Origin of the sequence: Hymenobacter sp. (assembly GCF_035709525.1) — a bacterium.
Classification (GTDB): domain Bacteria; phylum Bacteroidota; class Bacteroidia; order Cytophagales; family Hymenobacteraceae; genus Hymenobacter.
Genome location: NZ_DASTEP010000023.1, coordinates 1 through 26,508 on the forward strand (window position 1 = coordinate 1; position 26,508 = coordinate 26,508).

A 26,508-nucleotide genomic window follows, 5' to 3' on the forward strand; every position below is an offset into this window, starting at 1 on the left:
AGCGGAGTCGAAGCATCTCTACCGCTTCGTTGCTAAACGTAAAGGTTAGTTCAGCGATAGAGATGCTTCGACTCCGCTGCGCTCCGCTCAGCATGACAACTAAAAGCCGAGTACCATGACTTTAAGAGCCCTCGAACCCGACGATTTAGAATTTTTATTTGCCCTCGAAAACGACCCCGACCTCTGGGCCGTTTCCGACGTGCTACCGGCCCCTATTTCGCGGCACGCGCTGCGCGAATACCTGCGCCACAGCGCCGCCAGCCTCGCCGAAGCTGGACAGATGCGCTTGATTATCAGTAGTGAGGAAGATAAGCCCGTGGGTACGCTCGACCTCTATGACTACTCGGCCCTGCACCAGCGGGCGGGCGTAGGCATCACAGTGCTCAAAAACGAGCGGCGGCGCGGCTATGCCCAAAAAGCCCTGCTGCAACTGCTGCCGTATGCCCGTGAGGCCCTGCGGCTACACCAGCTTTACTGCACCATTTCTGAAGACAATCTGGCTAGTATCAGCCTGTTCGCTAAAATTGGGTTTCAGAAAGTAGGCGTGCGCCGCGACTGGCTTCGTGCTGCAACCCCCGGCAGGTGGATAAATACAGTGGAAATGCAATTACTACTGAGCGAGTAGGAGGAAGGCTACGCAAAAACTACTATTTTACGTCCAAGTGTATCCTTTTGGACAATAGTATCGTAGAATTACACAAGCGTTGCCCGATAGCCGGACGATTTACCCGGCCCCGCAGCTCCCAAAGCCATTTCCTGTCCTTTTTTTCATGCCGCTTTCTACTCCGGCAGAAGCACCTGCGCGTGCCGATGCTACCGCTCCGGCTGCGGGCCAAGCCGACTCAACCCCCTTTACTTACTCTCTGCCCGACCTGGTTTGCTTCGCGCATTTGCACTGGGATTTTGTGTGGCAGCGCCCCCAGCACCTGCTGTCGCGCTTCGCGCAGCACGGCCGCGTTTTCTACGTCGAAGATGCCTTCTACCACGCCGATGACCTCATCGAGCCGCACCTGGAAGTGAAGGAGCGCCAGAATGGCGTGAAAGTACTGGTAGTACACCTGCCCCAGCGCCTGCGCGGCGACGAAGCCGCCGCCGACGCGGCCCAGGTGGAAGTTCTCAAGCAGTATTTCGCCGAAAACGAAGTTGATACTTACGTTTTCTGGATTTACACGCCGATGGCCATGAGCCGGGCGCGTGATTTTCAGCCGGTGCTCACCGTGTACGATTGCATGGATGAGCTGGCCCAATTCAAGTTTGCGCCGCCCGAGTTGCGCCAGCGCGAACAGGAATTATTTGAGAAGGCCGACCTCGTGTTCACGGGTGGTCAGCGCCTCTACGAAGCCAAGCGCGAGCAGCACGATGATGCTCACGCTTTTCCGAGCAGCATTGATAAGCAACACTTTGGCCAGGCCCGCAACCCCGAGCTGGCCGAGCCGGCCGACCAGGCCAGCATTCCGCACCCGCGCGTCGGCTTCTTCGGCGTGGTCGATGAGCGATTGGACATTGACCTGCTGGGCCAGTTGGCAACCAACCATCCCGAATGGCAATTCGTAATAATCGGGCCGGTGGTTAAAATCGACCCCGCCACGCTGCCGCACAACGCCAACATCCACTACCTCGGCGGCAAAAACTACCAGGAACTGCCCGCCTACCTGCGCGGCTGGGACGTGGCTACGCTTCTATTCGCTCGCAACGAGAGCACCGAGTTTATCTCGCCCACCAAAACGCCCGAGTACCTGGCCGCCGGCCGGCCCGTTGTCAGCACCAGCATCCGCGATGTGGTGCGTCCCTACGGCGACATGAACCTTGTGCAGATTGCCGACGACCCCAAGGAGTTTGGCCAAGCCATCGCTACTGCACTCGAGCAGGGCAAAGACGCCAACTGGCGCACCCGCACCGACGACTACCTGGCCACCATCAGCTGGGATTTGACCTGGCAGAACATGGTGAACCTCATGCAGGACCGCCTCGCTAAGAAATAGGTTTCTGGTTTCTCGTTGCTGGTTTCTGGTTAAAATTTTCAACCAGAAACCAGCAACGAGAAACCAGAAACAACAAAAAATACACTCCCCCATTTTCTAACTCCCCATTTATGTTCGATTATCTCATCGTCGGGGCCGGCTTCGCTGGCAGCGTCCTGGCCGAGCGCCTGGCTACCCGCAGCAACAAAAAAGTGCTCATCATCGACAAGCGGAGCCACATTGCGGGTAATGCCTACGACTGCTACAACGACGATGGGATTCTGATTCATAAATACGGCCCGCACATCTTTCACACCAACTCGAAAGACGTGTTCGACTACCTTGGTAACTTCACCGAGTGGCGTCCTTACGAGCACCGCGTGCTTGCCTCGGTAGATGGCCAATTGGTGCCGATGCCGATTAACCTCGACACCATCAACAAGCTGTACGGCCTGAACCTGACCAGCTTCCAGGTGGAGGAGTTCTTCCAGTCGGTAGCCGAAGACGTAGCGGAAATCAAAACGTCGGAAGACGTGGTGGTGAGCAAAGTAGGCCGCGAGCTGTACAACAAATTCTTCAAGAACTACACCAACAAGCAGTGGGGCCTCGACCCCTCGCAGCTGGATAAGTCGGTGACGAGCCGCGTGCCCACCCGCACCAACCGCGACGACCGCTACTTTACCGATACCTACCAGGCCATGCCCCTACACGGCTATACCCGGATGTTTGAGAACATGCTCAACCATCCGAATATTAAGGTAATGCTGAACACCGACTACCACGAGGTAGTGAAGTTCATTCCTTTCAAGGAGATGATTTTCACTGGCCCGGTAGACGAGTATTTCGACTTCAAATTCGGCAAGCTGCCCTACCGCTCGCTCGAGTTCAAGCACGACACGCTGAATAAAGAGCAGCACCTCGCCGCCCCGGTCGTAAACTACCCCAACGAGCACGCATATACCCGCATCACGGAGTTTAAGGCCCTCACCGGCCAGAGCCACCCCAAAACGGCCATTGTGTACGAGTACCCGCAGGCCGAGGGCGACCCCTACTACCCGATTCCGATGCCGGAGAATGCCGAACTGTATGCCAAGTACAAGAAGGCCGCCGACGAAACGCCGGGCGTGCACTTCGTAGGCCGCCTCGCTACCTACAAGTACTATAACATGGACCAGGTGGTAGCCCAGGCCCTGACGCTTTACAAGAAGCTGACGGAGAAGGAAGAAGCCGCTAAGCCCGTGCGCCCGACCATCGTAGCCGGCTCGACAGCCTTGGTGGAGAAGCTCATCAACCGCGAGCCCGCCAAGGAGTAGCAGGTGTTATACCGATTGTCTGAGAAATGCCCAGCCGCAAGGCGGGGCATTTTTTATTATCCTAGATGCCTAGCTGAAAAGTGCTTCATGCTTTAAGTCATAATAATTATCGTTTTCTGCCTAAATTCAGGTATGAAACGGCTGCTTATCTGTTGGTTGCTCTTTTTTATCGGGTGCGCTTATTGCAGCCCGGTTTTGGCGCAGCGCCGGCCAGGACCGGCAATGCGGACGCGGCCCTCGGGGGCGCGCTACCAGCGCTCGGCGGCCTACCGCGATTATTTCCGGCCGGGTGGCCAGCGCTATCAGTACGGGCCATCGCGCCGGGCCTATCACAATCGGCAGCCCTACCAGCCGCACACGTATTATCGCCGCCGGGCTGCTCCCCGGCTTCAGCCACCGCAACCAAAATCACGTTTAAAGTAGTTGGCGGCGCTTTCTTACTTTAACGATTAAGAATATGGTGCGTGTACTTGTAATGTTGCTGCTGGCGGCCGGGCTGCTACTGGCCGATGCCGGCCCCGCCCAGGCCCAGCGCGGCCGGGGCTACTACCGGGGGCGGGGCCACTATGGTCGGCCGGGACCGCGCTACTACGCGCCGCGTCCCCGCTATTATGGTCCGCCGCGTTATTATGCGCCGCGCTACTACCATGCGCCGCCCTATCGCTACTATGGCCGCCGCTACTACTACCGGCCCCGGCCGCGCTACTACGGGCCGCCCGGCCCGGGCATTATTATCCGGCCCTGACGTTACTGCCAATATTGCCGGCTCGTAAAACCCTGCACTCTTTTTGAGTGTGCGGGGTTTTATAGTTTACGGCGGGTGGCCCGGTTCGGCGGGCAGGCCTTAAATTTGTCCAGAACGCGCTGTCTTTTTTAGTCAATTCTTTACCCAATGTTAGATTTCTTCGGCAAAACCGTCGCCAAGCTGTTTGGCTCCAAAGCAGAAAAGGACCTCAAGGGCGTGGTGCCCTACGTGGCCCTCATCAATGCGGAATATGCCAAACTGGCCGACCTGAGCGACGACCAGCTGCGCCAGCGCACCCAGGAGGTGCGCCAGCAAATCGACGGCAAGCTCGCCGGCATCGACGGCCAGATTGCCGGTTTGCAGGGGCAGATTGACTCGCAGCCCAACCTCGACGTGAGCCGCAAGGAGGCGATTTTTGAGCAAATCGACGCCCTCGAAAAGCAGCGCAACAAAGACCTCGAAGTAGCCCTCACCGACGCGCTGCCCCAGGCCTTTGCCATCGTAAAAGAAACCGCCCGCCGCTACGCCCAAAACGGCCAGCTCGTGGTAACGGCCACCGACGCCGACCGCGAAATCGCCCGCACCAAGGGCAACGTGACCATCCAGGGCGACAAGGCTACTTGGAGCAACAAGTGGCTCGCGGCCGGCGCGGAAATCACTTGGGACATGGTGCACTACGACGTGCAGCTCATCGGCGGCGTGGTGCTGCACCAGGGCAAAATCGCGGAGATGGCCACGGGTGAAGGTAAAACGCTGGTTTCAACCCTGCCGGCCTTCCTCAACGCGCTCGGCGGCCGTGGCGTGCACTTGGTGACCGTCAACGACTACCTCGCCAAGCGTGACTCGGAGTGGAATGCGCCGCTGTTCGAGTTCCACGGCCTCACGGTGGACTGCATCGACAAGCACCAGCCTAACACTGATGCGCGCCGCAACGCCTACCTGGCCGACATTACCTACGGCACCAACAACGAGTTTGGCTTTGACTACCTGCGCGATAACATGGCCCGCGACCCCGCCGAGCTGGTGCAGCGCAAGCACCACTACGCGATGGTCGACGAAGTGGACTCGGTGCTGATTGACGATGCGCGCACGCCGCTTATCATCTCCGGCCCCGTGCCTAAGGGCGACGTGCACGAGTTTCTGGCGCTCAAGCCGCGCATTCAGCGCCTCGTGGAAGAGCAGAAAAAGCTGGTTCAGAGCTACCTCGTGCAGGCCCGCAAAGCCATTGCCGAAGGCAAAACCGGCGCGGTGGAAGGCGGCAAAGACGGCGACGGCGGCTTGGCTTTGTTCCGCGCCTACCGCGGCCTGCCCAAGAGCAAGCCGCTCATCAAGTTCCTGAGCGAATCGGGGATGCGGGTGATTTTGCAGCAAACCGAAAACCACTACCTGGCCGACAACTCGCGCCAGATGCCGGAAGCTGATAAGCCGCTGTATTTCACGATTGACGAGAAAAACAACCAGATTGAGCTGACCGAAAAAGGCATTGACCTGATTACGGCGCAGGGCGAAGACCCGCACCTGTTCATCATGCCCGACATCGGCGTCGAAATCGCCAACATCGAAAAGGCTGATGCCCTGACTGCGGAAGAGAAGCTTCAGCAGAAAGAGCAGCTGATGAGCGACTACCAGGAGAAATCGGAGCGCGTGCACACCGTGAACCAACTCCTGAAAGCCTACACGCTCTTCGAGAAAGACGACCAATACATCCTGAGCCAGGAAGGCAAGGTGATGATTGTGGACGAGCAAACCGGCCGCGTGATGGAAGGCCGCCGCTACTCCGACGGCCTGCACCAGGCCATCGAGGCTAAGGAAGGCGTGCGCATCGAAGACGCGACGCAGACCTACGCAACGGTGACGTTGCAGAACTTCTTCCGCATGTACCACAAGCTAGGCGGCATGACGGGTACGGCTGAAACCGAAGCTGGCGAATTGTGGGAAATCTACAAGCTCGACGTGGTAGTGATTCCGACCAACCGCGGCATTTTGCGGAAGGACGACCACGACAAGGTGTACCGCACGGTGCGCGAGAAGTACAACGCCGTAGCCGAGGAAATCCAGACGCTGGTGCAGGCCGGCCGGCCGGTGCTGGTGGGTACTACTTCGGTAGAAATCAGCGAGCTAGTAAGCCGCATGCTGAAGCTGCGCGGCATCAAGCACCAGGTGCTGAACGCCAAGCAAAACCAGCGCGAAGCCGAAATCGTGGCTGCCGCCGGCTACCCCGGCACCGTGACCATCGCCACCAACATGGCCGGCCGTGGTACCGACATCAAGCTGCGCGAAACCTCGCGCGAGGCGGGTGGCCTGGCCATCATCGGCACCGAGCGCCACGAAAGCCGCCGCGTGGACCGCCAGCTGCGGGGCCGCGCCGGCCGCCAGGGCGACCCGGGCTCCTCGCAGTTCTTCGTGTCGCTCGAAGACAACCTGATGCGTCTGTTTGGCTCGGAGCGCATTGCCAAGCTCATGGACCGCATGGGTATGGAAGAGGGCGAAGTGATTCAGCACTCGATGATTACGTCCTCGATTGAGCGGGCGCAGAAGAAGGTAGAGGAAAATAACTTCGGCACCCGCAAGCGCCTGCTGGAGTACGACGATGTCATGAATGCCCAGCGCGAGGTAGTATATCGCCGCCGCCGCAACGCCCTCTTTGGTGAGCGTCTGGAGTTGGATATTCTCAATCTTATCTACGACGTGAGCGAGGACATCGCGGCCGGCCACAAGGTCAGCAACGACTTCGAGGACTTCAAGCTGAGCATCATCAAGGACTTCGGCTACGACACGCACATCACGCAGGCCGAGTTTTCGGCCCTCACGGCCGAGCGCCTGACGCAGAAGCTCTACGACGAGGCCACTGGCTACTACGAAAGCAAGAATGAGCACATCGGCCAGAACGCCATGCCGATGATAAACGACCTGCTGAGCCAGAACACGCCCTACGAAAACATCGCCATTCCCTTCACCGATGGCCACAAGCACACGCAGGTAATTGCCAATCTGCGCAAGGCGCAGGCCAGCAATGGCCTGGATATTATCCGCCAGATGGAAAAAGGCGCGGTGCTTTCGACTATCGACGATGCCTGGACCCAGCACCTGCGCCAGATGGACGACCTCAAGCAGGTGGTGCAAAACGCAGTGTACGAGCAGAAAGACCCGCTCTTGGTGTACAAGTTCGAAGCGTTCGAGCTGTTCAAGCGCATGCTGAGCAAGGTGAACCACAGCACCAGCGGCTTCCTCTTCAAGGCCGACGTGCCGGTGGCCGCCGAGCCCGGCTTTGCCGAGCCCGACTTCTTCTACGAAGATGATATCGTGGAGCCCCTGCCTAAGCTGAAAGCCGAAAAAGCCGTGTCGGACGTGAGCCTCGGCGCGGGCCAGGAAGACCTCGACCAGGCCGCCGAGCTGGGTATCGGCGTAGCCCCCGCCATCAAGCAGGAGCCCGCCCGCAGCCAGAAGGTAGCCAATCGCAACGACAAGGTGACGGTGCAGTACATGGACGGCACCATCAAGCGCGACGTGAAGTACAAGGCCGTGGAGGAAGACCTCGCCGCCGAGCGCTGCGTGCTGGTGGAGGAGGCGTAAGGCTGCTTCAATTTAAATAGAAAAAAGGCCCGCGCAAGCGGGCCTTTTTTTGTGGTTGACAAGGAGATATAGCTAGTGAAGAAAAGGGTGTGCTATTTCAGAGTTGCCGCGCAACCATTGAAGAGCGTGTTCGGTCATCGGCCTGTACCCACTCACTTTTCTTCGTCACGCTTACCTCTTCAACGCATGAAAATCACCTTACGCAGCATATGGTCGCTGGTGCTGCTTCTGGCTGCCAGCGCTACCGCCCTGGCGCAGTCCCCAACCTGGCGGGCCGTTACGGCCATCAACAATACAAATGCGGTTTACTCGCGGGTGCGGGCAGTGGCTGCCGATGGCAACGGCAACCTGTACGTAGTCGGCAGCTATTCCGGCACCATTGTGCTGGGGGCGCTGTCGCTCAGTCATACTGCGGGGCTAAACACATTTGTGGCGAAGTGGAACATCGCCACTAGTGCCTACGTGTGGGCGCAGGCGTGCGGAGGAGTAGCGAATACGCTGACCGTGAGCGGCCCCAATGTCTATATTGGTGGCGTAGTATGGGCGGGCTCTGCCAGCTTTGGCCCTTACACCGCTAGCAATACCGGCAACAATGCCTTCGTGGCTAAGCTCACCGACAACGGCAGCAGCGGCAGCTTTGCGTGGGTGCAGCAGTTGGGCGGCGAAAGTTTTGCGGGCGTGCAGGCGCTGGCGGTAGCGGGCAGCAGCGTCTATGCCACGGGCGCGTTCAACTCCGGCACGGCCAGCTTCGGCTCGTACACGCTCACCAATGCTACGCCCGGCTATACGACCGCGGGCGAGTTGTACGTAGCCAAGCTTACCGATGCGAGCACCAGCGCTTCGGTGGCTTGGGCGCAGCAGGTAGCCGCCGGGCAAACGGGCAAGCAAGGCTACCCGCGGGGCCTGGCCGTAAGTGGCTCCAGCGTCTACGTCACCGGTTTCCCGGCCTTTGTGGCCAAGTTTAGCGATGCGGGCAGCTTTGCTTGGTCGAAGCCCGTTGGGGGGGCGCAGGTATACCCGGCCAGCCTGGCGGCGCGCGGGTCCGATATTTACGTAACGGGGCGGTTTACGGGGGCTACGGCCACTTTTGGTGCTACCACCCTGGCGCAAACCACCGGCTCGCCTACTTTCAGCGGCGACGTGTTTGTGGCAAAGCTCACCGATGCCGGCACCGCCGCTACCGATGGCTGGGCGCTGCAAGCCGGGGGCACCCGAAATGACAGTACCACGGCCATCGTAGCCAGCAGCAGCGGCCTCTACGTAGCAGGCAGCTTTAGCAGCCCCACCGCCAGCTTCGGTGCCACTACGGTTGCCAACGCTAGCACCAGCACCAACTTCTTTAACGGATACAGTGCTTTTGCGGCACGCATCGTCGAAACGGCCACCGGGGCCAGCTTTGCCAGGGCACTGCCGGCCGGCGGCGCTGGTGGGGCCCGGGCCACCAGCCTGGCTGCTAGTGGCAGCAGCCTCTACGTAGTTGGCTCGCTGGAGGGCACCAACGCCAGCTTTGGCAGCCTGACAGTCCTTGGCAATGTGAATAGCGGCGCCGGCTTTCTGGCCGAGATAGGGGGCGCAGCGCTGGCTACTCGCGCTGTTTCAGCGCTGGCCGAAGATGCTCTGTATCCCAACCCGGCCGCCCACGGCGCTGCTATGGTGCGCGTGCCAGTCGCAAAAGGCACCGCTACCCTTACGCTACTCGACGCCCTGGGCCGGGTAGTACGCACGCAGCCGGCTACCCCTGGCACCGAGTGCCAGCTCAATCTGGCGGGCCTCCGCGCTGGTGCGTATCTGGTGCGTGTGCAGGCTGGCGACCTCCTGGCCGTGCGCCAACTGCTGGTAGAATAGCATAACTGCCGAAACGTGCTATGGAAGAGGCCCGCACAAGCGGGCCTCTTTTTATGGGTGGCTAAGGGGGGGCGGGATGATGACTTTGCCTTAAGTGAAATAATTTTCTGCGTAGCATACGTATAGCTCCCGGCTTTGCCCATATATGGCCCACGTAGGCGTTACGTAACCAGCACCTGCCTGCCCCAACTACCCGTTACCCTCGCCGTACCTTTGCCCCATGCCCGCCCCTCACCTCGCCGCCCGCCTCGACCATACCCTGCTGCGGCCCGACTGCACCGAAGCCCAGATAAGCCTGCTGTGCCAGGAGGCCCGGCAGCACGGCTTTGCCAGCGCCTGCGTGCCGCCGTGCTACGTGCCGGTGGCCGCCCGCCTGCTCAGCGGCTCAGGCGTGGCCGTGTGCACGGTCATTGGCTTTCCGCTGGGCTATAGCAGCGCACGGGTAAAGTTTCGCGAAGCGGAAATCGCCCTGGGCGAAGGCGCCACCGAATTGGATTTGGTGCTCAATATCTCGGCCCTGAAATCGGGCAACTGGGACGCCGTGCGGGCCGAGGTCGAGGACATCGCCGACCTCTGCGACGTAAACGATGCCCTACTCAAGGTTATTATCGAAACCGCCCTGCTCACCGAAGAGGAGATGGAAACGGCCGCCCGCCTCTGCGCCGAGGCTGGGGCCAACTTCGTGAAAACCAGCACGGGCTTTGCCAGCCGGGGTGCGTCGGTGGCCGATGTGGAACTGCTGCGCCGCGTGCTACCCCCCGAGGTGCGGATAAAGGCCAGCGGCGGCATTCGCACCCGCGCGCAGGCGCTGGCTTTGCTGGCCGCCGGGGCCGACCGCCTGGGTACTTCTAACAGTCTGGTTATTATTGAAGACGATGCGCCTACGCACTCCTAAGGCTATGCTGCTTTTGAGCCTGCCGCTGCTGGTGGCTTGCGCCACCACGGCCCCCACCGCGCCCGTGGCCACCAAGGCTGCGCCCACCGACACGGTGCGCAAAACCACGGCCCTCATGCCGGCCGAAGACCTCACTAAGTACCGGCCCACCTTTGCGCTGGCTGGCGGGGTGGCCGGGCCCGGCGCTACTACCGCCGCGCCGCGCCTGGCCACCCCGCCCGCGCCCAAAGCCGCCCCCGTGCCCACCAGCGCCGTGACGGCCCAGGTAGAGCAGCGCCTGCGCGACCAGGCCTTCACCAACCAGAACGTGAAGTATACCAGCGGCTACCGCATCCGGGTGTACCTGGGGCTGGAGCGGGAGCAGGCCATGACCATCCGCCGCCAGATAATCGGCCGCTACCCCGAAGAGACTGACTACCTCACCTTCAAGCAGCCCGTGTATCGGCTCTACATCGGTGATTATACCACCCGGCTGGAGGCGGCGCGCGGCCTGGCCCGCGTGCGCCCCTTTGCGCCCAAGGCCGAGCTGGAAGCCATGCAGGTATTATTGAATAAAACGCCCTAGCCAAGCTGTAAAACGGAGTGGCACTCCGTTCACGTTAGGTCTTGCCCAGACGCGGAAACGGAGTGCCACTCCGTTTTACCTGCCATGCTAGCTACTCTCAAAACCCGCGCGGCCGCTCTCGCCCCCGAGCTTTCAGCCCTACGCCACCACCTACACGCGCACCCCGAGCTGTCGTTTAAGGAAACCGAAACGGCGGCCTTTGTAACCCAGAAGCTGACCGAAATGGGCCTGCAACCCTACGCCGTGGCCGGCACCGGCGTGGTGGCCCTCATTGAGGGGCAGGCGGGCGGGCCGGTAGTGGCCCTGCGCGCCGACATGGACGCGCTGCCCATTCAGGAACTGAGCGACGTGCCCTACAAATCGACCCGGCCCGGCGTGATGCACGCCTGCGGGCACGACGTACACACGACCTGCCTGCTGGGCGCGGCCCGGCTGCTGACGGAGCTAAAGGGCGAATTCAAGGGCACCGTGAAGCTCGTGTTTCAGCCCGGCGAGGAGCTGCTGCCGGGCGGCGCTTCGCTGATGATAAAAGACGGCGTGCTCGAAAACCCCGCCCCGGCCGAGATACTCGGGCAGCACGTATTTCCGCGGCTGCCGGTGGGACAAATAGGGCTGCGGCCGGGCCGCTACATGGCCAGCACCGACGAGCTATACCTGCGCATCAAGGGCAAGGGCGGGCACGGTGCCATGCCCGAGCTCAACCTCGACCCGGTGCTGGTGGCCGCCCACCTCATCGTGGCCGCCCAGCAGATAGTGAGCCGCCGCGCCAACCCCAAAATGCCCTCGGTGCTGAGTTTCGGCAAAGTCATCGCCAACGGTGCCACCAACGTCATCCCCGACGAGGTGTACATCGAAGGCACCTTCCGCACGCTCGATGAGGCGTGGCGCGACGAGGCCCACCAGCACCTGCGGCAACTCTGCGAAGGGCTGGCCGCCAGCATGGGCGCGGTGTGCGAATTAGAAATCCGCCGCGGCTACCCCTGCCTCGACAACAACCCCGCCGTGACGGCCCGCGTGCGCGCCGCCGCTGAAGCTTACTTGGGGGCCGAAAACGTGATTGAGCTCGACCAGTGGCTCGCAGCTGAGGACTTTGCCTACTTCTCGCAGGCCGCGCCGGCGTGCTTTTACCGCCTGGGCACGCGGGCTGTGGATGGCCGCTTCGCGGCCTCGGTGCACACGCCTACCTTCGATGTCGATGAGCAGGCGCTCAGCATTGGGGCGGGGCTCATGGCGTGGCTTACCTTGCAGGAGTTGGCTGGATTAACCGCCTGATTTACTAGTGTGCTTATGCGTAATAGCTTATTCTCTTTAACCTTGCTGGGCGGTCTGGTAGCTGGCAGCCATACGGCTTCGGCCCAATACGACCCCAACGTGGCCCAGCGCGTGGTGCGGCCGCTGGAACTGTGGCCCGAGCTGCAAGCCGAGCTGGCGCTGAAGAACAGCGACTATTTACTCTTGGTGCTACACGGCGAGCGTGGCACTGGTCAGTATGCCGTTCGCAACCCACCGCTGGGCTTTGATACTCGCCGCGCATTAGTTGCCTACGAGCACTTCTGGAACCTAAACTGGAGCTGGGGTGGAACCCTGCGCTACGAAGCAGATGGTAATTTCGAAACCAATAGCTACTACAGCAATCTAGTAGTGCCCGAGGTAGTGGTACGCCACCGTTCCACCATCTTCGGCGGCCTCACCTTTGGGCAGCGCCTGGGGGTGGAGCGCCAATTTCTTGTAAGCCGGCAGCCGTTGGGCTTCTCCGCACCCGATGGTCAGTTCTGGACGCGCCTGCGCGTGGATGTAGAGCGGTTGTTTCCGCTGGGTGCCAAGGCCGATGGCCTAGCCCTACGCCCCCGCCTGAGCTATATGGCCAGCACGCATCTGCGCCTCCAAAAAGACGATAACGCGCCCGCCGAGCGTACCATCCAGTGGACTAGCCTGCGGGCCGAGGTGGGCGTGCGGCTGTCGTCGGTTATCGACTTTACGCCTTGGTTTGCCTACCAGACGAGCTATAAGCAGTCGCTCGTGTTCACCGATGCCAATGGTAATCCAGTGTCAGGCGGTAAGACTAATTACGTGTTCCCCACGCTGGGGCTCGATGTACGTTTTACTATCCCTTCGGCTGGAGGTAGTGGAGCCAAGACTGACCATTCGCAATTGCCGACCCAGCACTAAGAAACGGCGGCTGTCAAAATGACCGGTTTTGAGAATATTGTAAAGCGCCTCTCCAGAACGGAGAGGCGCTTTTTTGTGGTGTGTTGTCAAACAAGCATTTTGTATAAATGTAAAATCCGGACTTTTTGGCGTATCTTGGTAATGGCATAAAGTTTATAGGTAAGAGGAGTGTCGCCGCGCAGTAACGCGGCTTTTCAACCCCAACTCAACCAAAACCTATCTACTTATCATGGCAACTTTGCTGTATAACCGCCCCGCCCTGGCCCCCGCCCGCGCCTTCAACTCGCTGCTCAACGAAGTGCTGCGCGACACCCAGCCCGCCGCGCCCCAGCCCTCGACTTCGTTTGTGCCCGCCACCGACATCTTCGAAACCAGCGCCGGCTACGAGCTGCACCTCGCCCTGCCCGGCGTGGCCAAGGAGGCCGTCAGCATCGACTTCCAGGAAGGCCAGCTGGTAGTGACCGGCCACCGCCCGGCCCCGACCACTGAGGGCGACGACGCCCCCAAGCTGCGCCGCGTGGAGACGCGCTTCGGCGAGTTCAGCCGCACCTTCCGCCTGCCCGAGACGGTGAACGTGAAAGCCATCACGGCCGAGCTCACCGACGGCCTGCTGCGCGTAAACCTGCCTTTCGACACCGAGAAGAAAACCAAGCAGCGCATCGAAGTGCGCTAGGCCCCGGCTTCGACACTGAAAAAGGCACCCTCTGCGGGTGCCTTTTTTGGTCCGGGAATTGTATAATTGCTTTCGGCGACGCAACCCTCGGGCACGAAAAATCCTCTCTTTGGCGTTGAGCTTCGTAAGACCGTACCGCAGCGGGCCGGCCCCGAAAGCGACCCGTAGCCCTTGCCTGGTTCCGGCGCTTTTTGTTACTTCGCAATCCTTTCTTTCCCCTCTTTAAAAACAACCCCAATGCAAGCTAAAAACATGATGCTCGGCCTGCTGACTTCTGCCGTACTAGGCGGCGGCGTGGCCGTAGGGGGGTATAAGCTGCTGGAAACCGAGCCGGGCGTGGCTCAGACGACGGTGGCTTCCGACCCCCAGGTGCGCTACACGTCGGCCATGCGCAGCAGCGCCTACGCCGCCCCCGAAGGCCTCAACTTCGTGGCCGCCGCCGCCGCTACCACCCCGGCCGTGGTGCACGTCATGACAGAGTACAAGGCCGAGCCCCAGCGCCAGTCGCGCATGCAGATGGACCCCTTGTTCCGCCAGTTCTTCGGCGACCAGTTTGAGGACCAGTTGCGCGGGCAGCGCCAGCCCCAGGGCGGCGGCGAAGGCTCGGGCTCGGGCGTTATCATTGCCGCCAACGGCTACATCGTCACCAACAACCACGTCATCGATAAGGCCTCCAAAATAACGGTGGTGCTCGACGACAAACGCAAGTTCGACGCCGAGCTGGTGGGCACCGACCCCAGCACCGACCTGGCCGTACTGAAAGTGAAGGCCGACAACCTGCCCTTCATCAAGTACGGCAACTCGGACGAGGTGAAGGTAGGCCAGTGGGTGCTCGCCGTGGGCAACCCCTTCAACCTGAACTCGACCGTGACGGCCGGTATCGTGTCGGCTAAGGGCCGCAGCATCGGCATTCTGGCCCGCGACCAGGAAATGGGCATCGAGTCGTTTATCCAGACCGATGCCGTGGTGAACCCCGGCAACTCGGGCGGCGCGCTCGTGAATACCAACGGCGACCTGGTGGGCATCAACTCGGCCATCTCCTCGCACACCGGCTCGTTTGAGGGCTACGCCTTCGCCGTGCCCAGCTCCATCGTGAGCAAGGTGGTAGATGACCTGCTGAAATACAAGGTAGTGCAGCGCGCGCTGCTCGGCGTTCGCATTCAGGAAGTGGATGCCCGCTTGGCTTCGGAGAAAAAACTCAACACCCTGAACGGCGTGTACGTGCAGGGCCTCACGCCCGGCAGCTCGGCCGCCGCGGCCGGCCTCAAGACGGGTGACATCATCACCGACATCAACGGCATCAGCGTCAATACCTCGGCGCAGTTGCAGGAGCAGGTGTCGCGCTTCCGCCCCGGTGACAAGATTAAGGTAGGCTACCTGCGCAACGACAACAAGGAGGTGGCTACCGCTACTCTGTTCAACGCTTCCAACACCACGGCCGTGGTGAAAGACATGCCCGCCACGGCGGCCGTAAGCTACGAGGGTGCCAAATTTGGCCCCGTATCGGCCCGCCTGCAAAACGAGCTGGGCATCGATGGCGGTGCGCAGATTAGCGGCGTGCGAGGCTCCAACTTCCGCGAAACCGGCATGGCCGAAGGCTTCATTATCACGCGCATCGACAAAAACCCGGTGCGCAAGCCCGCTGATGTGAAGAACTTCCTGGAGCAAGCCAAAGACAACTCGGGCGCGCTCGTGGAGGGCGTGTACCCCGACGGCCGCAAGGCCTACTACCCCATCGGCCGCGAATAGGTAGCCGTTAGCAAATGCAGAAGCCCTCGCCAGTAGCTGGCGGGGGCTTTTTTATTGAAACTTTAAGTGCTGAGTGTTGAGGCTTGGGCTTGCAGCGCTGGCCAACTCAACACTCAAAACTCCACGGCCGCCTACGGCCCTATCCAGCTTTTCACGCCCGAGTACTGCGGGTGGTAGAGCCCGCCAGCGCGGCGGCTTCTACAAAGACGCGGGTGCCCGAAGCGAATAGGCCCAGCTTGCGGCCCCCGCCCACGGCCACGCCGGCATCTAGGGTGGCCACGGCCGCTTGCAGGGCCGGCAGCAGCGCGCTCCCGTTGTGTAGGGGCTGGCTGCCACCCGTAGCCGCCGCCGCGCCCACCTGAGCGGCCGGCGCAATACCTTTACGACCTGCCACCCCGCTTTTGCTGCCGCCCATGAACCTGCCCGTAGCCCGCTACCCCGATAGCTTTACCCTCGCCTACCTGCCCGACGAGCGCCTGCTGATAGGCCGCTGGCTGCGGCCCGTGACGCTGGCCGAGCTGCAAGCCCACTACCAGGAAACCCTGCACGCCGCCCTGGCCCACGACAACTGCCGCCACTGGCTGCTCGACGTGCGCCGCCGCGCCATCAACGACCCCGAGGCCAAGCGCTGGTTTGGGGAGGAGTTTGGCCCTACGCTGCCGGGCGTGCTGGGCAAGCCGGTGGTCATCGCCTACTTTGCGCGGGTGGGGCAGGAAACGGCCACCACCGACCCCGTGCTGCGCGAAAACATCCGGCAGGGCGAGCAGCAGGGGGCGCGCTACCACTACTTCGACCAAGAGGGCGCGGCTATGGCGTGGCTGGCCGAGCAGCCGTAAGCCTGGCGGTGATTTTGAGTTAAGCGGGAAGAGGTAGGGGGAGCTAATTGCTAGGGGCGTTGCGTAGGTAGCCCCAACTCCACGCAAGCGCGTAGCTTTGCCCGGTATCCTTCCTTTCCCCTCAGCCACCCCCATGAAGCAGGCCCTCGAAGAAGCGACCACCCCCGACGTAACCGTGGCCCACCCCCACGCCGACCCCCACGGCATCCAGGATGTGCTGCGCCAGCTCGGCATCGAGCCCCACAACCCCGCCTACAGCACCGGTCGCGTGTGGGGCGGCACGGGCGAAACCAAAGCCATCGTATCGCCGGCCGATGGCCGCGAAATAGCCACCGTAGCCCTGGCCACCCTGGCCGACTACGAAACCGTGGTGCGGGCCGCCGACGTGGCTTTCCGGCACTGGCGGCTGGTGCCGGCTCCCAAGCGTGGCGAAATAGTGCGCCAGATTGGCAACGAGCTGCGCCACCACAAAGAAGCCCTGGGCAAGCTCGTGAGCTACGAGATGGGCAAGATATTGCAGGAGGGCCTGGGCGAAGTGCAGGAGATGATTGACATCTGCGACTTTGCCGTGGGCCTCTCGCGACAGCTGCACGGCTTCACCATGCACTCCGAGCGGCCGGCCCACCGCATGTACGAGCAGTACCACCCGCTGGGCGTGGTGGGCATCATTTCGGCCTTCAACTTCCCGGTGGCCGTGTGGAGCTGGAACGCCATGCTGGCCGCCGTGTGCGGCGATGTGTGCGTGTGGAAGCCTTCCGAAAAGACGCCGCTGGTGGCGGTGGCCATTCAGCACATCCTGCACAAGGTACTAGCCGAGAATGACCTGCCCGAGGGCATTTTTAACCTGGTGCTGGGCGGCCCCGAGGTGGGCGAGGCCATGGCCAAGGACGAGCGCGTGCCCCTGGTGTCGGCCACGGGCAGCACCCGCATGGGCCGGGCTGTGGGTGCGGCCGTGGGCCAGCGCCTGGGCCGGGCGTTGCTGGAGCTGGGTGGCAACAACGCCATCATCCTTACCCCGCAGGCCGACCTCGAAATGGCCATGCGCGCCATCGTGTTTGGGGCGGTGGGCACGGCCGGGCAGCGCTGCACTACCACGCGGCGGCTCATTATTCACGACAGCATTTTTGAGGAAGTAAAAACCCGTTTGGTGGCCGCCTACGCCAATTTGCCCATCGGCCACCCCTTGCAGGCCGGTACGCTGGTAGGCCCACTCATCGATGCCGACGCCGTGACGCTCTTCACCAATGCCATCGCGCAGGTGCAGCAGGAAGGCGGCACCCTGCTGGCCGGCGGGCAGGTGGTGAGCAGCGCCGAGCTGCACGGTGGCCACTACGTGCTGCCCGCCCTGGTGGCGGCCGAAAACCACTACCCCACGGTGCAGGCCGAAACCTTCGCGCCCATTTTGTACCTCATCAAGTACAGCGGCGGCGTGCAGGATGCCATCGCGCTGCAAAACGACGTGCGGCAGGGCTTGTCGTCGGCCGTGTTTACTGACAGCCTGCGCGAGGCGGAGGCTTTCCTGTCGGCCGCCGGCTCCGACTGCGGCATCGCCAACGTGAACATCGGCACCAGCGGGGCTGAAATCGGCGGGGCCTTCGGCGGCGAAAAGGAAACCGGCGGCGGCCGCGAGTCGGGCTCCGACGCCTGGAAAGTATACATGCGCCGCCAAACCAATACCCTCAACTACGGCACCGAGCTGCCGCTGGCGCAAGGGATAAAGTTTGACATTTAGGCTGGAAGGCCCCTCTACTACCGCGCATAAGCTAGCCGTAGAGGGGCCTGGGCCTTATTTTTCAAACTTGAGGTCGCCGTGGCCCCGGTAATAAACGTGCTTACCAGGCTCATAAATGACGTAGTACAGCCGGTAGAAGGTAGGCGGTGAGTACTTCACGGGGTCGAGCCGGGGCATGAGCATCAGGCTGTTGGCCTGGAGCTCGTGGTCAAAAGCCAACTCTACCTTGTAAGTGGCATTGACGATGACCATACTCACCCGCGTGTTGCCCGTGGGCAAGGTAGTCGAGCTGGGGTTGGGCGTTATCGAGAACGTGCAGCCAACGTCGCGGTTGCTGGGGTTGGGGTACACCGTCGTTTCCCAGGTGCCGGCGGCTAGTTGCGGGGCGTCCAGGGGCAGGTTGAGCTTGGCAAACAGAGACCGTTCGGTGGCGTTCCAGCTGGGGTCGCTGGTCCAGTCGGTGGGGTCGATTTGGCCGGTGCGCAGGTTGGCACCATCGCGCGCGGTGAAGCCACCGTTGGGGCCAAAGTCAATGGTTGGCTCTTGGTTGTCTTTGTGGCAGGCCGTAGCCAGGCCTGCCAGCGCCAGCAGCAGCAGTAGTTTTTTAGACATCAGGAAAGTAGCTATCGAAAAAGGAGCGTGACTTTACGAAGATGCGACGCCCAATCCCAAAAAAACGCCCGCCCTGCTTTTAGGTAAAGCAAGGCGGGCGTTTTGCCGCGTGGGAGCAGGAGCGTGAGCGAGGCGCTACTGCCCGGCCGACTGCACGGCCTGCGGCAGCACCTTGGCCAATGCCTCGGCCTGGGCGCGGGTAAAATTGCCCTGCACCTGCACCAGCACGAAGGAATCGGCGGCATTGGGCAGCGCGCCCGTAGCCACGATTTCGCTCACCTTGTCGCCCGACATGCGGATGACGGAATTATAATTGCCAGCCGACGATGTGCCCGAGGTGAGCGGGGTGTACTTTTCGGCGGCCAGCAGGCCGTTGACCTCGCCCAGCAAGCCCTGCTGCGACAAGTCGAGCGCCCGCGTGCTGGTAGGCGCAAACGTGAGCGCCCGCGCCGAGCGCACGCCGGTGATGGCATTGGTGAGCTCGGAGCCGCCAAACAGCTTGGCTGCCTGCACCAAGGCCAGGCGCTGCAAGATGCTGGCCGACCACTCGGTGGTGCGGAAGCCCGAGCGGTTTTCGTATTTGTTGAAGAACGCCGCCACGGTGCGGGCGGGCGTGGCCGGCCCGCTGGCTCGGCAAGCCCCCAGCAAAGTGAGGGCCACTAGCAGCGCCGCCAGCGCCAGGCGGGCGGCGGGGGCGCGGTGGGTAAGGGAGGAGAAGCGCATAAGAAAAGGCTATGAAAGAGCGGCAGCAACAAACGCAACGGGGCAAAGCGCGTGCCCGATTTCGTTTGTTGCTGCCGCTGGCTTTAACATAAAAGAGGCAAGGCTAGCTGTGCGCCCCGGCCGTGGAGCCCTCGTCGGTGGGGTCCGTTACGCCGCGGCGCTGGCCCTGGCTATCAACGGGGCCTTCGGCGGCCGTGATTTCATCGTCCTCGTCGGAGGTCACGTATTCGTTGGAAGTGGGGCCGAGGCCGCCGTTTTTCTGGGCCAGGTCGGCTTCGGCCTGGGCAAACTTGAGGTTGAGCAGCGAGTCGTCGCCGGTAGCGTCGGGGGTAGTGTTTTTTTGGTCTTGAGCCATGAGGAAGCGCCGGCCGGCCGGGATGTGGGCAGCCACCGGGTAGGCTATACTACGCGCCGGCCGCGCCGGGGTTGGGGGGCCGTGGGCAAGGCGGGCCGTCGTAGTTTTGGGTTGTTTTACGCCATTCCTTCGTTGCTACCCATGACGCCGACTACGCCGCCCACCGATTTTGACCCCCTGCACAACCCCTGGCAAACGCACGGCACGGCCGTGGTGTATGAAAACCCCTGGATAAAAGTGCGCCAGGACGAGATAACCAACCCCAAGGGCGGGGCGGGCGTGTACGGCGTGGTGTCGATGAAAAACAAGGCCATCGGCATCGTGCCCCTCGACACCGAGGGCAACACCTGGCTGGTGGGCCAGTACCGCTACACCCTCAACGAATACTGCTGGGAAATACCCATGGGCGGCGGCCTGCTCGAGCACACCCCACTGGAGTCGGCCCAGCGCGAGCTGCGCGAAGAAACCGGCCTCACCGCCGCCCGCTGGACGCGCATCGCCCGCTTGCACACTTCCAACTCGGTTACCGATGAAGAGGGCTTCGTGTTTTTGGCCGAAGACCTGACCCAGGGCGAATGGGAGCCCGAAGAAAGCGAAGACCTGCGGGTATGGAAATTGCCCCTGGCCCAGGCCGTGGCGATGGTGATGAACGACGAAATCACGGACGCCATCAGCGCGGCCGGGCTGCTGAAGGCCGAGAAGTTTTTGGCGGCGCGGGGGTAGGGGAGGGCTGGCCACGCCCGTTGTGCGGCGAGCCGCGCCCGTCATGCTGAGCGAAGCGTAGCGCAGCCGAAGCATCTCTACCGTTTCGTTGCGGGCGTCAGGAGTTAGTTCACTGATAGAGATGCTTCGACTCCGCTGCGCTCCGCTCAGCATGACGGGCGCTGCCCGCTGCTCAACAGATGCGGGCGCAAAACAGCCCCCCAAACTTACCTTTGCCCCATGCCTGCGTTTCTCCGCTACATCGGTCATCGCCTGTACACCACCTGGGCCACGTTCTGGTTTGTAGTACCCTTCGTGGTGACCTACCCCGTGCAGTGGCTGCTCAACCGGCTGGGCTACCGCCGCCAGCTACACACCCTGAATCGGGGCTGGGCCCGGTTTTCCATCTTCATGTGGGGCGTGCCGGTAGAGGTAGTGCGCGAAAGCCCGGCCCCCGCGCCGCAGCCCTGCCTCTACCTATCCAACCACGGCTCGTATGTCGACATCATGCTCATGTTCAAGACCATCCCTGGTTTCCTGAACATGATGGGCAAAGACTCGCTGGCGCGCACGCCGCTGTGGGGGCCGCTTTTCGCGGGCACCTACGTGGTAGTGAACCGGGGCAGCGCCGTGGCGCGGGGCCGCTCCTTTGCCCAGGCGCGCAAGGAACTGCTGGAGGGCCGCTCGCTGGCCGTGTTTCCGGAAGGCACCATCGGCGACACGCCCGGCGAGGCGCTGGGGCCGCTGCTCGATGGCGCGTTTCAATTGGCCATCAGCACGGGCACGCCCATCGTGCCAGTAAGTATGCCCTTGAACCATAAGTTTATGCCTTCGGTGAAGGGCCTGCGCGTGCGCTACGCCAAATTGCGCATCGTCTTCCACGCCCCCATCGAAACCAAAGGCCTGACCCCGGCCGACATCCCCGCCCTCAAAGCCCAGGTAGCCGCCCAGATAACCGACGACTTCGTGCCCGAGGGCGGGGGCATCCCGGAGCCCAGCCGCTGGCGATGAGTAAGTTTGGTGATGAGTGGTTTGTTGGATGAGTGGATGAGTGGGCACCCGTCATGCTGAGCGTAGCGAAGCATCTCTATCGCTTCGCTGAGCGGTTTGGAAGAAGCGGCAGAGATGCTTCGGCTTCGCTCAGCATGACAGTACTCCTCATCCGTTCATCCGCTCATCCAAAAACCTACTCACTTCGAAACCCACCCATCCGCCACCCACTCATCCACTCCTCCCAACATCCACTCCTCCATCATATGAACACCGAAACCCTGCGTGGCCTCGCGCACCTGGCCCGCCTCGAATTTGACCCCGCCCGCGAAGAGCAGATGCTCAAAGACCTCAACGGCATCCTGGACTGGGTGGCCCAACTCGAAAAGGTAGATACCGAGGGCGTGGCCCCGCTGGTGCACCTCTCGCACGAGCTGAACGTGCTGCGCGACGACGTAGCCCGCAACACCATCACCCACCAGGAGGGCCTCAAAAACGCCCCCCGCAAGGACACCGACTACTTCCGCGTGCCCAAGGTGCTGGACTAAAAAGGTGAAGATGAGCGTTGATGTGCAAGATGTGGAAATGCCGTGCGCGGTGGCTGGCTCAGCGTAGCTTGGCGGCTGCGCCTCACACTTTGTGAATTTCACATTTTCATATCTTCCACATTCCTCACATCAATCATCTTTCCCGATTTTCCTTGGCTGACTTCTCGTTTTGGCGGCGCTCGGCGGCGCTGCCGATGTTGCTGGCGGTGCTGGCCGTAGGGCTGGCGGTGTATTACTACTTTGCCGGTGAGGCGGCCACGCTGCCGCTGGTGCTGGTGCCGCATCTGGCACCCACGCCCCTGGTGCTCGACTCGGTGGCCGTGGGCGCCACCCACCTGCCCGTGCCGGCCAATGGCTACCTCACCACGCTCACCCACGACTTTGGGGGGCCGTACACGCAGCCGCTGGCGGCGGGGCTGTGGCTCGGGCTGCTGGCGGCGGGCCTCGCGGGCTGGCTGGCGGTGGTGAGTATGCTGGCGCGGCCGGCCTTTATCGTGGGCACGGTGCCGGTCATCTTTTTGCTGATGTCGCTGAGCGTGGACGGGCTGGGCGTGGTGCCCTACGGCGAGCAGGGTTTTCTGGTGCTGAGCCTGGTAGTGCTCTGCGGCACGGCCTTCGGCCTGCACGCCTACGGCGAAGAGGTGGGCATTCGGAAGCGGGTGCTGCTGTTTGGTGCCTTGGTGGCGGGGTTGGCAGCGCTCATTTTCAGCCGCTCAGACCTATCTGCCGACGAAACGCTGCTGCACCTGGCGGCCTTCGGCACGCCGGCCGGCGCGGTGCTGGTAGCGGCGTTGGTGCTGTGGGTAGCCATCGAAAACGTGCGGGCCCTGGTGTGGTTCAATACCCAGGCCGCGCAGCCCGACGGCCGGTTTGGGCTACTGCCGCTGCTGCTGGCCAGCGGGCTCTACCTGGGCGCGCTGGGCTTTTACTGGTGGAATAACGGCGAGGTACGGCTGCTCTTCGGCCTGCGCCTCGACCCGCTGGTGCTGCTGCTGCCGGCCGTGCTGGCGGGCGGCCTGGGGCTGGCCCGCCGCCAGCCCAGCTACGGCGAGTGGGTGCCCTACGTGGCGGCCCGCCCGCTGTATTGGCTGCTGGTAGCGCTGGCCGCCAGCGCGCTCAGCTACATGCTGGCCACGGCCAATGCGCCATTGCTCGATGCCGCCCGCGCCTTCACGGTGCTGGCCTTGCTGGGGCTGGGCGGGGCCTTTCTGCTGTACGTGCTCATCAACTTTGGGGCGCTGCTGCAACAGCGCCTGCAAGTGTATAAGGTGGTGTTTGAGCCGCGCCGGCTGCCGTTTTACACGGTGTACGTGCTGGGGCTGAGCGTGCTCATCCTGGTGCAGCTGCGCAACAACTGGTCGCTGCTGAGCCTGGTGAAAGCGGGGCAATACAACCAGCTCGGCGACCTCACCCGCCAGCAAAGCGAAACCCGCCCCGACGACCTGGGCCTGGCCGGCCTGGCCGAGCGCTACTACGCCGAAAGCAGCGACGTGCTCGACCGCTTCAACCGCCCCGGCCAGCTGGGGCGGGCGGCCCTCTACCGCTTCCGCGACCAGCGCCAAAACGAGCTGAACGCCCTGCGCCGCGCCAACCGCCGCCAGCCCGACGCCAAGCTGAGCTTGCGGCTGGCCGCGCTCTACGACGGGCCGGCCGACTTCTTTGAGGCATTAGAGGTACTGCGCGAAGGAAGGCGTGATTTTCCGCGCAATGCGGCGCTGGCGTCGGACCTGGCGCAGCTGTTCACGCGCTCGGCGCTGACGGACTCGGTTGTCTTTTACCTGGGTCAGGCCGAAAAGCTGGCCCCTGGCTCTTATGCTGGTAAAACCAATCAGCTGGCCTTCCTGACCCAACAACACCTGCTACCTGCCGCCGACAAACTAACCGCGCAGCTTGCCGCCCAACCCGACGAGCCCGCCCTGCGCAGCAACCAATACTTGCTGGCGCTGCTGAGCGCCCGCCGCCCAGTCGCGCCGGCCCCGCCTACGGCGCTGGTGCTCGATGCGGCGTCATTTGCTGAGCTCTACCACGGCGCGCTGCAAGCCACCCAGCAAATAAGCAAAGGCAAAACCAACCTGCTCAAGCCCTGGCTGGCGCAGGTGCAGCAAGCCGCCGCCCGCCCCGAAAACGCGCCATATTACGAGCAGCTCCTCTTTTTGCAGGCGCTGCTGCTGCACGCGGGCGGCCGCGAAGTGCTGGCCCGGCAGGCGCTGGCCCCGCTGGCAGTGGGCAACGGCCGCACGGCCGGCTACTACCAATACGTATTAGGTATCTGGCAATTGCAGCAAGGGCAATATGCCACCGCCGCCGCGCAACTGGCGCTCGCCGCTGAGCACGGCCTGCCGCTGGCGCAGCCAGCGCGGGCCTGGGCGTTGCAATTAGATGGGCAGCCCGACTCGGCGCGGGCCGTGGCGCAACGCCTGGCTACCGGCCCCGACTCGGCGGCACGGCCCACGGGCCAGCGGCTGCTGGCGGCGCTGGCCGCGCCGGCTACCACCACGCCTAAGCCAAAGCGCGTGGGCGATGCGCTACTAGCCAAAGCCCGGCAGGCCGAAGCCAACCCTGCGCAGGCCAGCAAGTTATATCAACAGCTACTAGCCGCCGCGCCCTTCAATGAAGCGGCCGTGCTGGCGGCGGCGCGCTTCTACACCGCGCAACGCCGGCCCAGCGATGCCTACGAAGCCCTGCGCCTGGGCACGGCCGAAAACCCGGCGTCGCTGCCTTTGCAGCAGGCTTTTGCGCTGGCCGCCGCCGATGCGGGCCTGGCCGAGTTGGCCGAGCCGGCCCTCGCGCAGCTGCGCCCACGCCTCGACCCGGCCGCCTACGCTAACTTGCTGGCGCAATTTGCGGCCCGGCGGGCGGCCTACGCGGCAGCCCGCGCGGCCTTCTCGGCCGATGCCGCGCCGACCTTGCCCAGCCGCTAACCTTTTTCTGCCTTTTCCTACGTCATGCCTCCCGTTTCTACCTCGCCCTACGTCATCCAGACCACCAACATCGCTAAGGAATACGTGATGGGTACCGAGCACATTCACGCATTGCGCTCGGTGAGCATCGACATTAAACGCGGCGAGTACGTGGCGTTTATGGGGCCGTCGGGCTCGGGCAAAAGCACGCTGATGAACATCGTGGGTTGCCTCGACACACCCAGTAGCGGCCAGTACATCCTCAACGGCCAGGACGTGAGCCGCATGAGCGACAACCAATTGGCCGAGGTGCGCAACAAGGAAATCGGCTTCGTCTTCCAAACCTTCAACCTGCTGCCGCGCTCCACGGCCCTCGAAAACGTGGCTTTGCCGCTCATCTACGCCGGCCTCAGCAAGCGCGAGCGCACCGAACTGGCCCTTGAATCGCTGCGCTCAGTGGGCCTGGCCGACCGCGCCGGCCACCGCCCCAATGAGCTATCGGGCGGGCAGCGCCAGCGCGTGGCCATCGCCCGCGCGCTCGTGAATACGCCCAGCGTGCTGCTGGCCGATGAGCCCACCGGTGCCCTCGACTCCAAGACGAGCTACGAAATCATGGGCCTATTTGAGGCGCTCTACGCCAAAGGCAACACCATCATCATGGTGACGCACGAGGAAGACATCGCGCACTACGCCCACCGCATCGTGCGCCTGCGCGACGGCCTCATCGAAACCGACGAGACCAACCACAACGTGACGCAGCCCGCCATCAACTCGCTGGCCGGCTAAAAGCTAGTAGCGCAGCCAGAAGCCTGTTCTGAAAGCGAAGCGCCAATCCAGCGAAAGCGACCAAGCCCCGCGCCCAGATAGCCAGCCCGCGCAGCGGGCGTATCCGTTAAATCCTAAAAATCCGTTTGAATCTGCGGTCTGTTCTTGCCATGAGAATCTATACAAAAACCGGCGACAAAGGCCTCACCTCGCTCATTGGCGGCACGCGGGTGCCCAAGTCGAGTTTGCGCATCGACTGCTACGGCACCGTGGACGAGCTAAACAGCTACGTGGGTTTGCTGCGCGACCAGGAAGTGAACGCCGCGCGCCGCGATTTGCTGAAGGAAATCCAGGACCGGCTGTTTACCATTGGCTCGCACCTGGCCACCGACCCCGACCACGAAACCCACAAGCGCCTGCCCGACCTGCACGCCGCCGACGTGGCCCTGCTCGAAACCGCGATGGACGAGCTCAACGAAACCCTGGCCCCGCTGCGCGAATTTGTGCTGCCCGGCGGGCACCCGTCGGTGTCGTTTGGGCACGTGGCGCGCTGCGTGTGCCGCCGCGCCGAGCGCCTGGCCGTGCACCTGCGCGAAGAGTCGCTGGTTGAGGATTTGGTGATAATGTACCTCAACCGTTTGTCGGATTACCTGTTTGTTCTTAGCCGGGCCATGGCCCACGACCTGGGCGTGGCCGAAGTAACCTGGAAGCCCCGGCTGTAAATGATGTGAAAATGAGGTAGAATGTGCTAAATGTGCAGATGGAAATTGGTGGGGCGTAGGCGACAGCATCGCTACCTCACCTTTCAGCCTTCAGCACATTTACCACATTTCGCCTCATCTCCACTTTCTACCCAT

Annotated in this window: 24 protein-coding genes; 20 read left to right on the forward strand and 4 right to left on the reverse strand. The window is 62.5% G+C overall.

What is annotated here, in order from left to right; genetic code table 11:
• The first annotated feature begins 115 nt into the window (after positions 1-115).
• The 12 genes from VFO93_RS02060 to VFO93_RS02115 all read left to right on the forward strand — a co-directional run bounded on the left by VFO93_RS02060 (position 116) and on the right by VFO93_RS02115 (position 15,488).
• On the forward strand, positions 116-625 hold the full coding sequence (locus tag VFO93_RS02060) for a GNAT family N-acetyltransferase (protein ID WP_325132645.1): 510 nt from the start codon (positions 116-118) through the stop codon (positions 623-625).
• Positions 626-770: 145 nt separating this feature from the next.
• Positions 771-1,982 (forward strand): glycosyltransferase family 1 protein, encoded by a 1,212-nt coding sequence (locus tag VFO93_RS02065; protein ID WP_325132646.1) that lies wholly within the window; start codon positions 771-773, stop codon positions 1,980-1,982.
• A 110-nt stretch (positions 1,983-2,092) separates the two neighbouring features.
• Positions 2,093-3,274 (forward strand): UDP-galactopyranose mutase, encoded by a 1,182-nt coding sequence (gene glf, locus VFO93_RS02070; RefSeq protein WP_325132647.1) that lies wholly within the window; start codon positions 2,093-2,095, stop codon positions 3,272-3,274.
• Positions 3,275-3,731: 457 nt separating this feature from the next.
• On the forward strand, positions 3,732-4,019 hold the full coding sequence (locus VFO93_RS02075) for a hypothetical protein (protein WP_325132648.1): 288 nt from the start codon (positions 3,732-3,734) through the stop codon (positions 4,017-4,019).
• Between the two features lie 147 nt (positions 4,020-4,166).
• Positions 4,167-7,592 (forward strand): preprotein translocase subunit SecA, encoded by a 3,426-nt coding sequence (gene secA / locus VFO93_RS02080; RefSeq protein WP_325132649.1) that lies wholly within the window; start codon positions 4,167-4,169, stop codon positions 7,590-7,592.
• Positions 7,593-7,778: 186 nt separating this feature from the next.
• The gene (locus VFO93_RS02085; protein WP_325132650.1) at positions 7,779-9,437 is read left to right on the forward strand and encodes a T9SS type A sorting domain-containing protein; all 1,659 of its coding nucleotides are present in this window, start codon (positions 7,779-7,781) and stop codon (positions 9,435-9,437) included.
• Positions 9,438-9,657: 220 nt separating this feature from the next.
• Positions 9,658-10,332 carry a deoxyribose-phosphate aldolase gene (gene deoC, locus VFO93_RS02090; RefSeq protein WP_325132651.1) on the forward strand — a complete coding sequence of 225 codons (675 nt, stop codon included), beginning with the start codon at positions 9,658-9,660 and terminating at the stop codon, positions 10,330-10,332.
• A 4-nt stretch (positions 10,333-10,336) separates the two neighbouring features.
• Positions 10,337-10,897 carry a hypothetical protein gene (locus tag VFO93_RS02095; protein ID WP_325132652.1) on the forward strand — a complete coding sequence of 187 codons (561 nt, stop codon included), beginning with the start codon at positions 10,337-10,339 and terminating at the stop codon, positions 10,895-10,897.
• An 84-nt stretch (positions 10,898-10,981) separates the two neighbouring features.
• Positions 10,982-12,169, forward strand: coding sequence for a M20 family metallopeptidase (locus tag VFO93_RS02100; protein ID WP_325132653.1), 1,188 nt, complete (start codon positions 10,982-10,984; stop codon positions 12,167-12,169).
• Positions 12,170-12,184: 15 nt separating this feature from the next.
• Positions 12,185-13,066, forward strand: a complete 882-nt coding sequence (locus VFO93_RS02105) for a hypothetical protein (protein ID WP_325132654.1) — start codon at positions 12,185-12,187, stop codon at positions 13,064-13,066.
• 229 nt (positions 13,067-13,295) lie between these two features.
• Positions 13,296-13,739: an Hsp20/alpha crystallin family protein gene (locus VFO93_RS02110; protein ID WP_325132655.1), complete on the forward strand. Its 444-nt coding sequence runs from the start codon at positions 13,296-13,298 to the stop codon at positions 13,737-13,739.
• 237 nt (positions 13,740-13,976) lie between these two features.
• Complete coding sequence (locus VFO93_RS02115) at positions 13,977-15,488, forward strand: Do family serine endopeptidase (protein ID WP_325132656.1); 1,512 nt, start codon at positions 13,977-13,979, stop codon at positions 15,486-15,488.
• Between the two features lie 151 nt (positions 15,489-15,639).
• Here the strand turns inward: VFO93_RS02115 and VFO93_RS02120 are convergent, their stop codons facing one another.
• A complete protein-coding gene (locus VFO93_RS02120; RefSeq protein WP_325132657.1) occupies positions 15,640-15,903 on the reverse strand; it encodes a hypothetical protein in 264 nt (87 codons plus the stop codon).
• Between VFO93_RS02120 and VFO93_RS02125 the strand changes: the two genes are divergently transcribed.
• Together VFO93_RS02125 and VFO93_RS02130 are read left to right on the forward strand one after the other, a co-directional pair.
• Positions 15,902-16,324, forward strand: coding sequence for a hypothetical protein (locus VFO93_RS02125; RefSeq protein WP_325132658.1), 423 nt, complete (start codon positions 15,902-15,904; stop codon positions 16,322-16,324). The genes VFO93_RS02120 and VFO93_RS02125 overlap by 2 nt on opposite strands.
• Before the next feature lie 133 nt (positions 16,325-16,457).
• Positions 16,458-18,056, forward strand: a complete 1,599-nt coding sequence (locus VFO93_RS02130; protein ID WP_325132659.1) for an aldehyde dehydrogenase family protein — start codon at positions 16,458-16,460, stop codon at positions 18,054-18,056.
• A gap of 54 nt (positions 18,057-18,110) precedes the next feature.
• Here VFO93_RS02130 and VFO93_RS02135 read toward each other — a convergent pair whose 3' ends face one another.
• The 3 genes from VFO93_RS02135 to VFO93_RS02145 all read right to left on the reverse strand — a co-directional run bounded on the left by VFO93_RS02135 (position 18,111) and on the right by VFO93_RS02145 (position 19,782).
• Positions 18,111-18,668, reverse strand: coding sequence for a hypothetical protein (locus VFO93_RS02135; RefSeq protein WP_325132660.1), 558 nt, complete (start codon positions 18,666-18,668; stop codon positions 18,111-18,113).
• Positions 18,669-18,803: 135 nt separating this feature from the next.
• Positions 18,804-19,391, reverse strand: coding sequence for a DUF4252 domain-containing protein (locus VFO93_RS02140; protein WP_325132661.1), 588 nt, complete (start codon positions 19,389-19,391; stop codon positions 18,804-18,806).
• A 103-nt stretch (positions 19,392-19,494) separates the two neighbouring features.
• The gene (locus VFO93_RS02145) at positions 19,495-19,782 is read right to left on the reverse strand and encodes a hypothetical protein (RefSeq protein ID WP_325132662.1); all 288 of its coding nucleotides are present in this window, start codon (positions 19,780-19,782) and stop codon (positions 19,495-19,497) included.
• Positions 19,783-19,887: 105 nt separating this feature from the next.
• Between VFO93_RS02145 and VFO93_RS02150 the strand changes: the two genes are divergently transcribed.
• From VFO93_RS02150 to VFO93_RS02175, 6 genes are all read left to right on the forward strand, one after another.
• On the forward strand, positions 19,888-20,469 hold the full coding sequence (locus VFO93_RS02150; RefSeq protein WP_325132663.1) for an NUDIX hydrolase: 582 nt from the start codon (positions 19,888-19,890) through the stop codon (positions 20,467-20,469).
• A 219-nt stretch (positions 20,470-20,688) separates the two neighbouring features.
• On the forward strand, positions 20,689-21,459 hold the full coding sequence (locus VFO93_RS02155; RefSeq protein WP_325132664.1) for a lysophospholipid acyltransferase family protein: 771 nt from the start codon (positions 20,689-20,691) through the stop codon (positions 21,457-21,459).
• Between the two features lie 245 nt (positions 21,460-21,704).
• A complete protein-coding gene (gatC, locus tag VFO93_RS02160) occupies positions 21,705-21,986 on the forward strand; it encodes an Asp-tRNA(Asn)/Glu-tRNA(Gln) amidotransferase subunit GatC (protein WP_325132665.1) in 282 nt (93 codons plus the stop codon).
• A 152-nt stretch (positions 21,987-22,138) separates the two neighbouring features.
• A complete protein-coding gene (locus VFO93_RS02165; protein ID WP_325132666.1) occupies positions 22,139-24,907 on the forward strand; it encodes a hypothetical protein in 2,769 nt (922 codons plus the stop codon).
• A gap of 24 nt (positions 24,908-24,931) precedes the next feature.
• Entirely contained in the window at positions 24,932-25,672 is a 741-nt protein-coding gene (locus VFO93_RS02170; RefSeq protein ID WP_325132667.1) for an ABC transporter ATP-binding protein, read from the forward strand.
• 149 nt (positions 25,673-25,821) lie between these two features.
• Positions 25,822-26,373 carry a cob(I)yrinic acid a,c-diamide adenosyltransferase gene (locus tag VFO93_RS02175; protein WP_325132668.1) on the forward strand — a complete coding sequence of 184 codons (552 nt, stop codon included), beginning with the start codon at positions 25,822-25,824 and terminating at the stop codon, positions 26,371-26,373.
• The last annotated feature ends 135 nt before the right edge of the window (positions 26,374-26,508 follow it).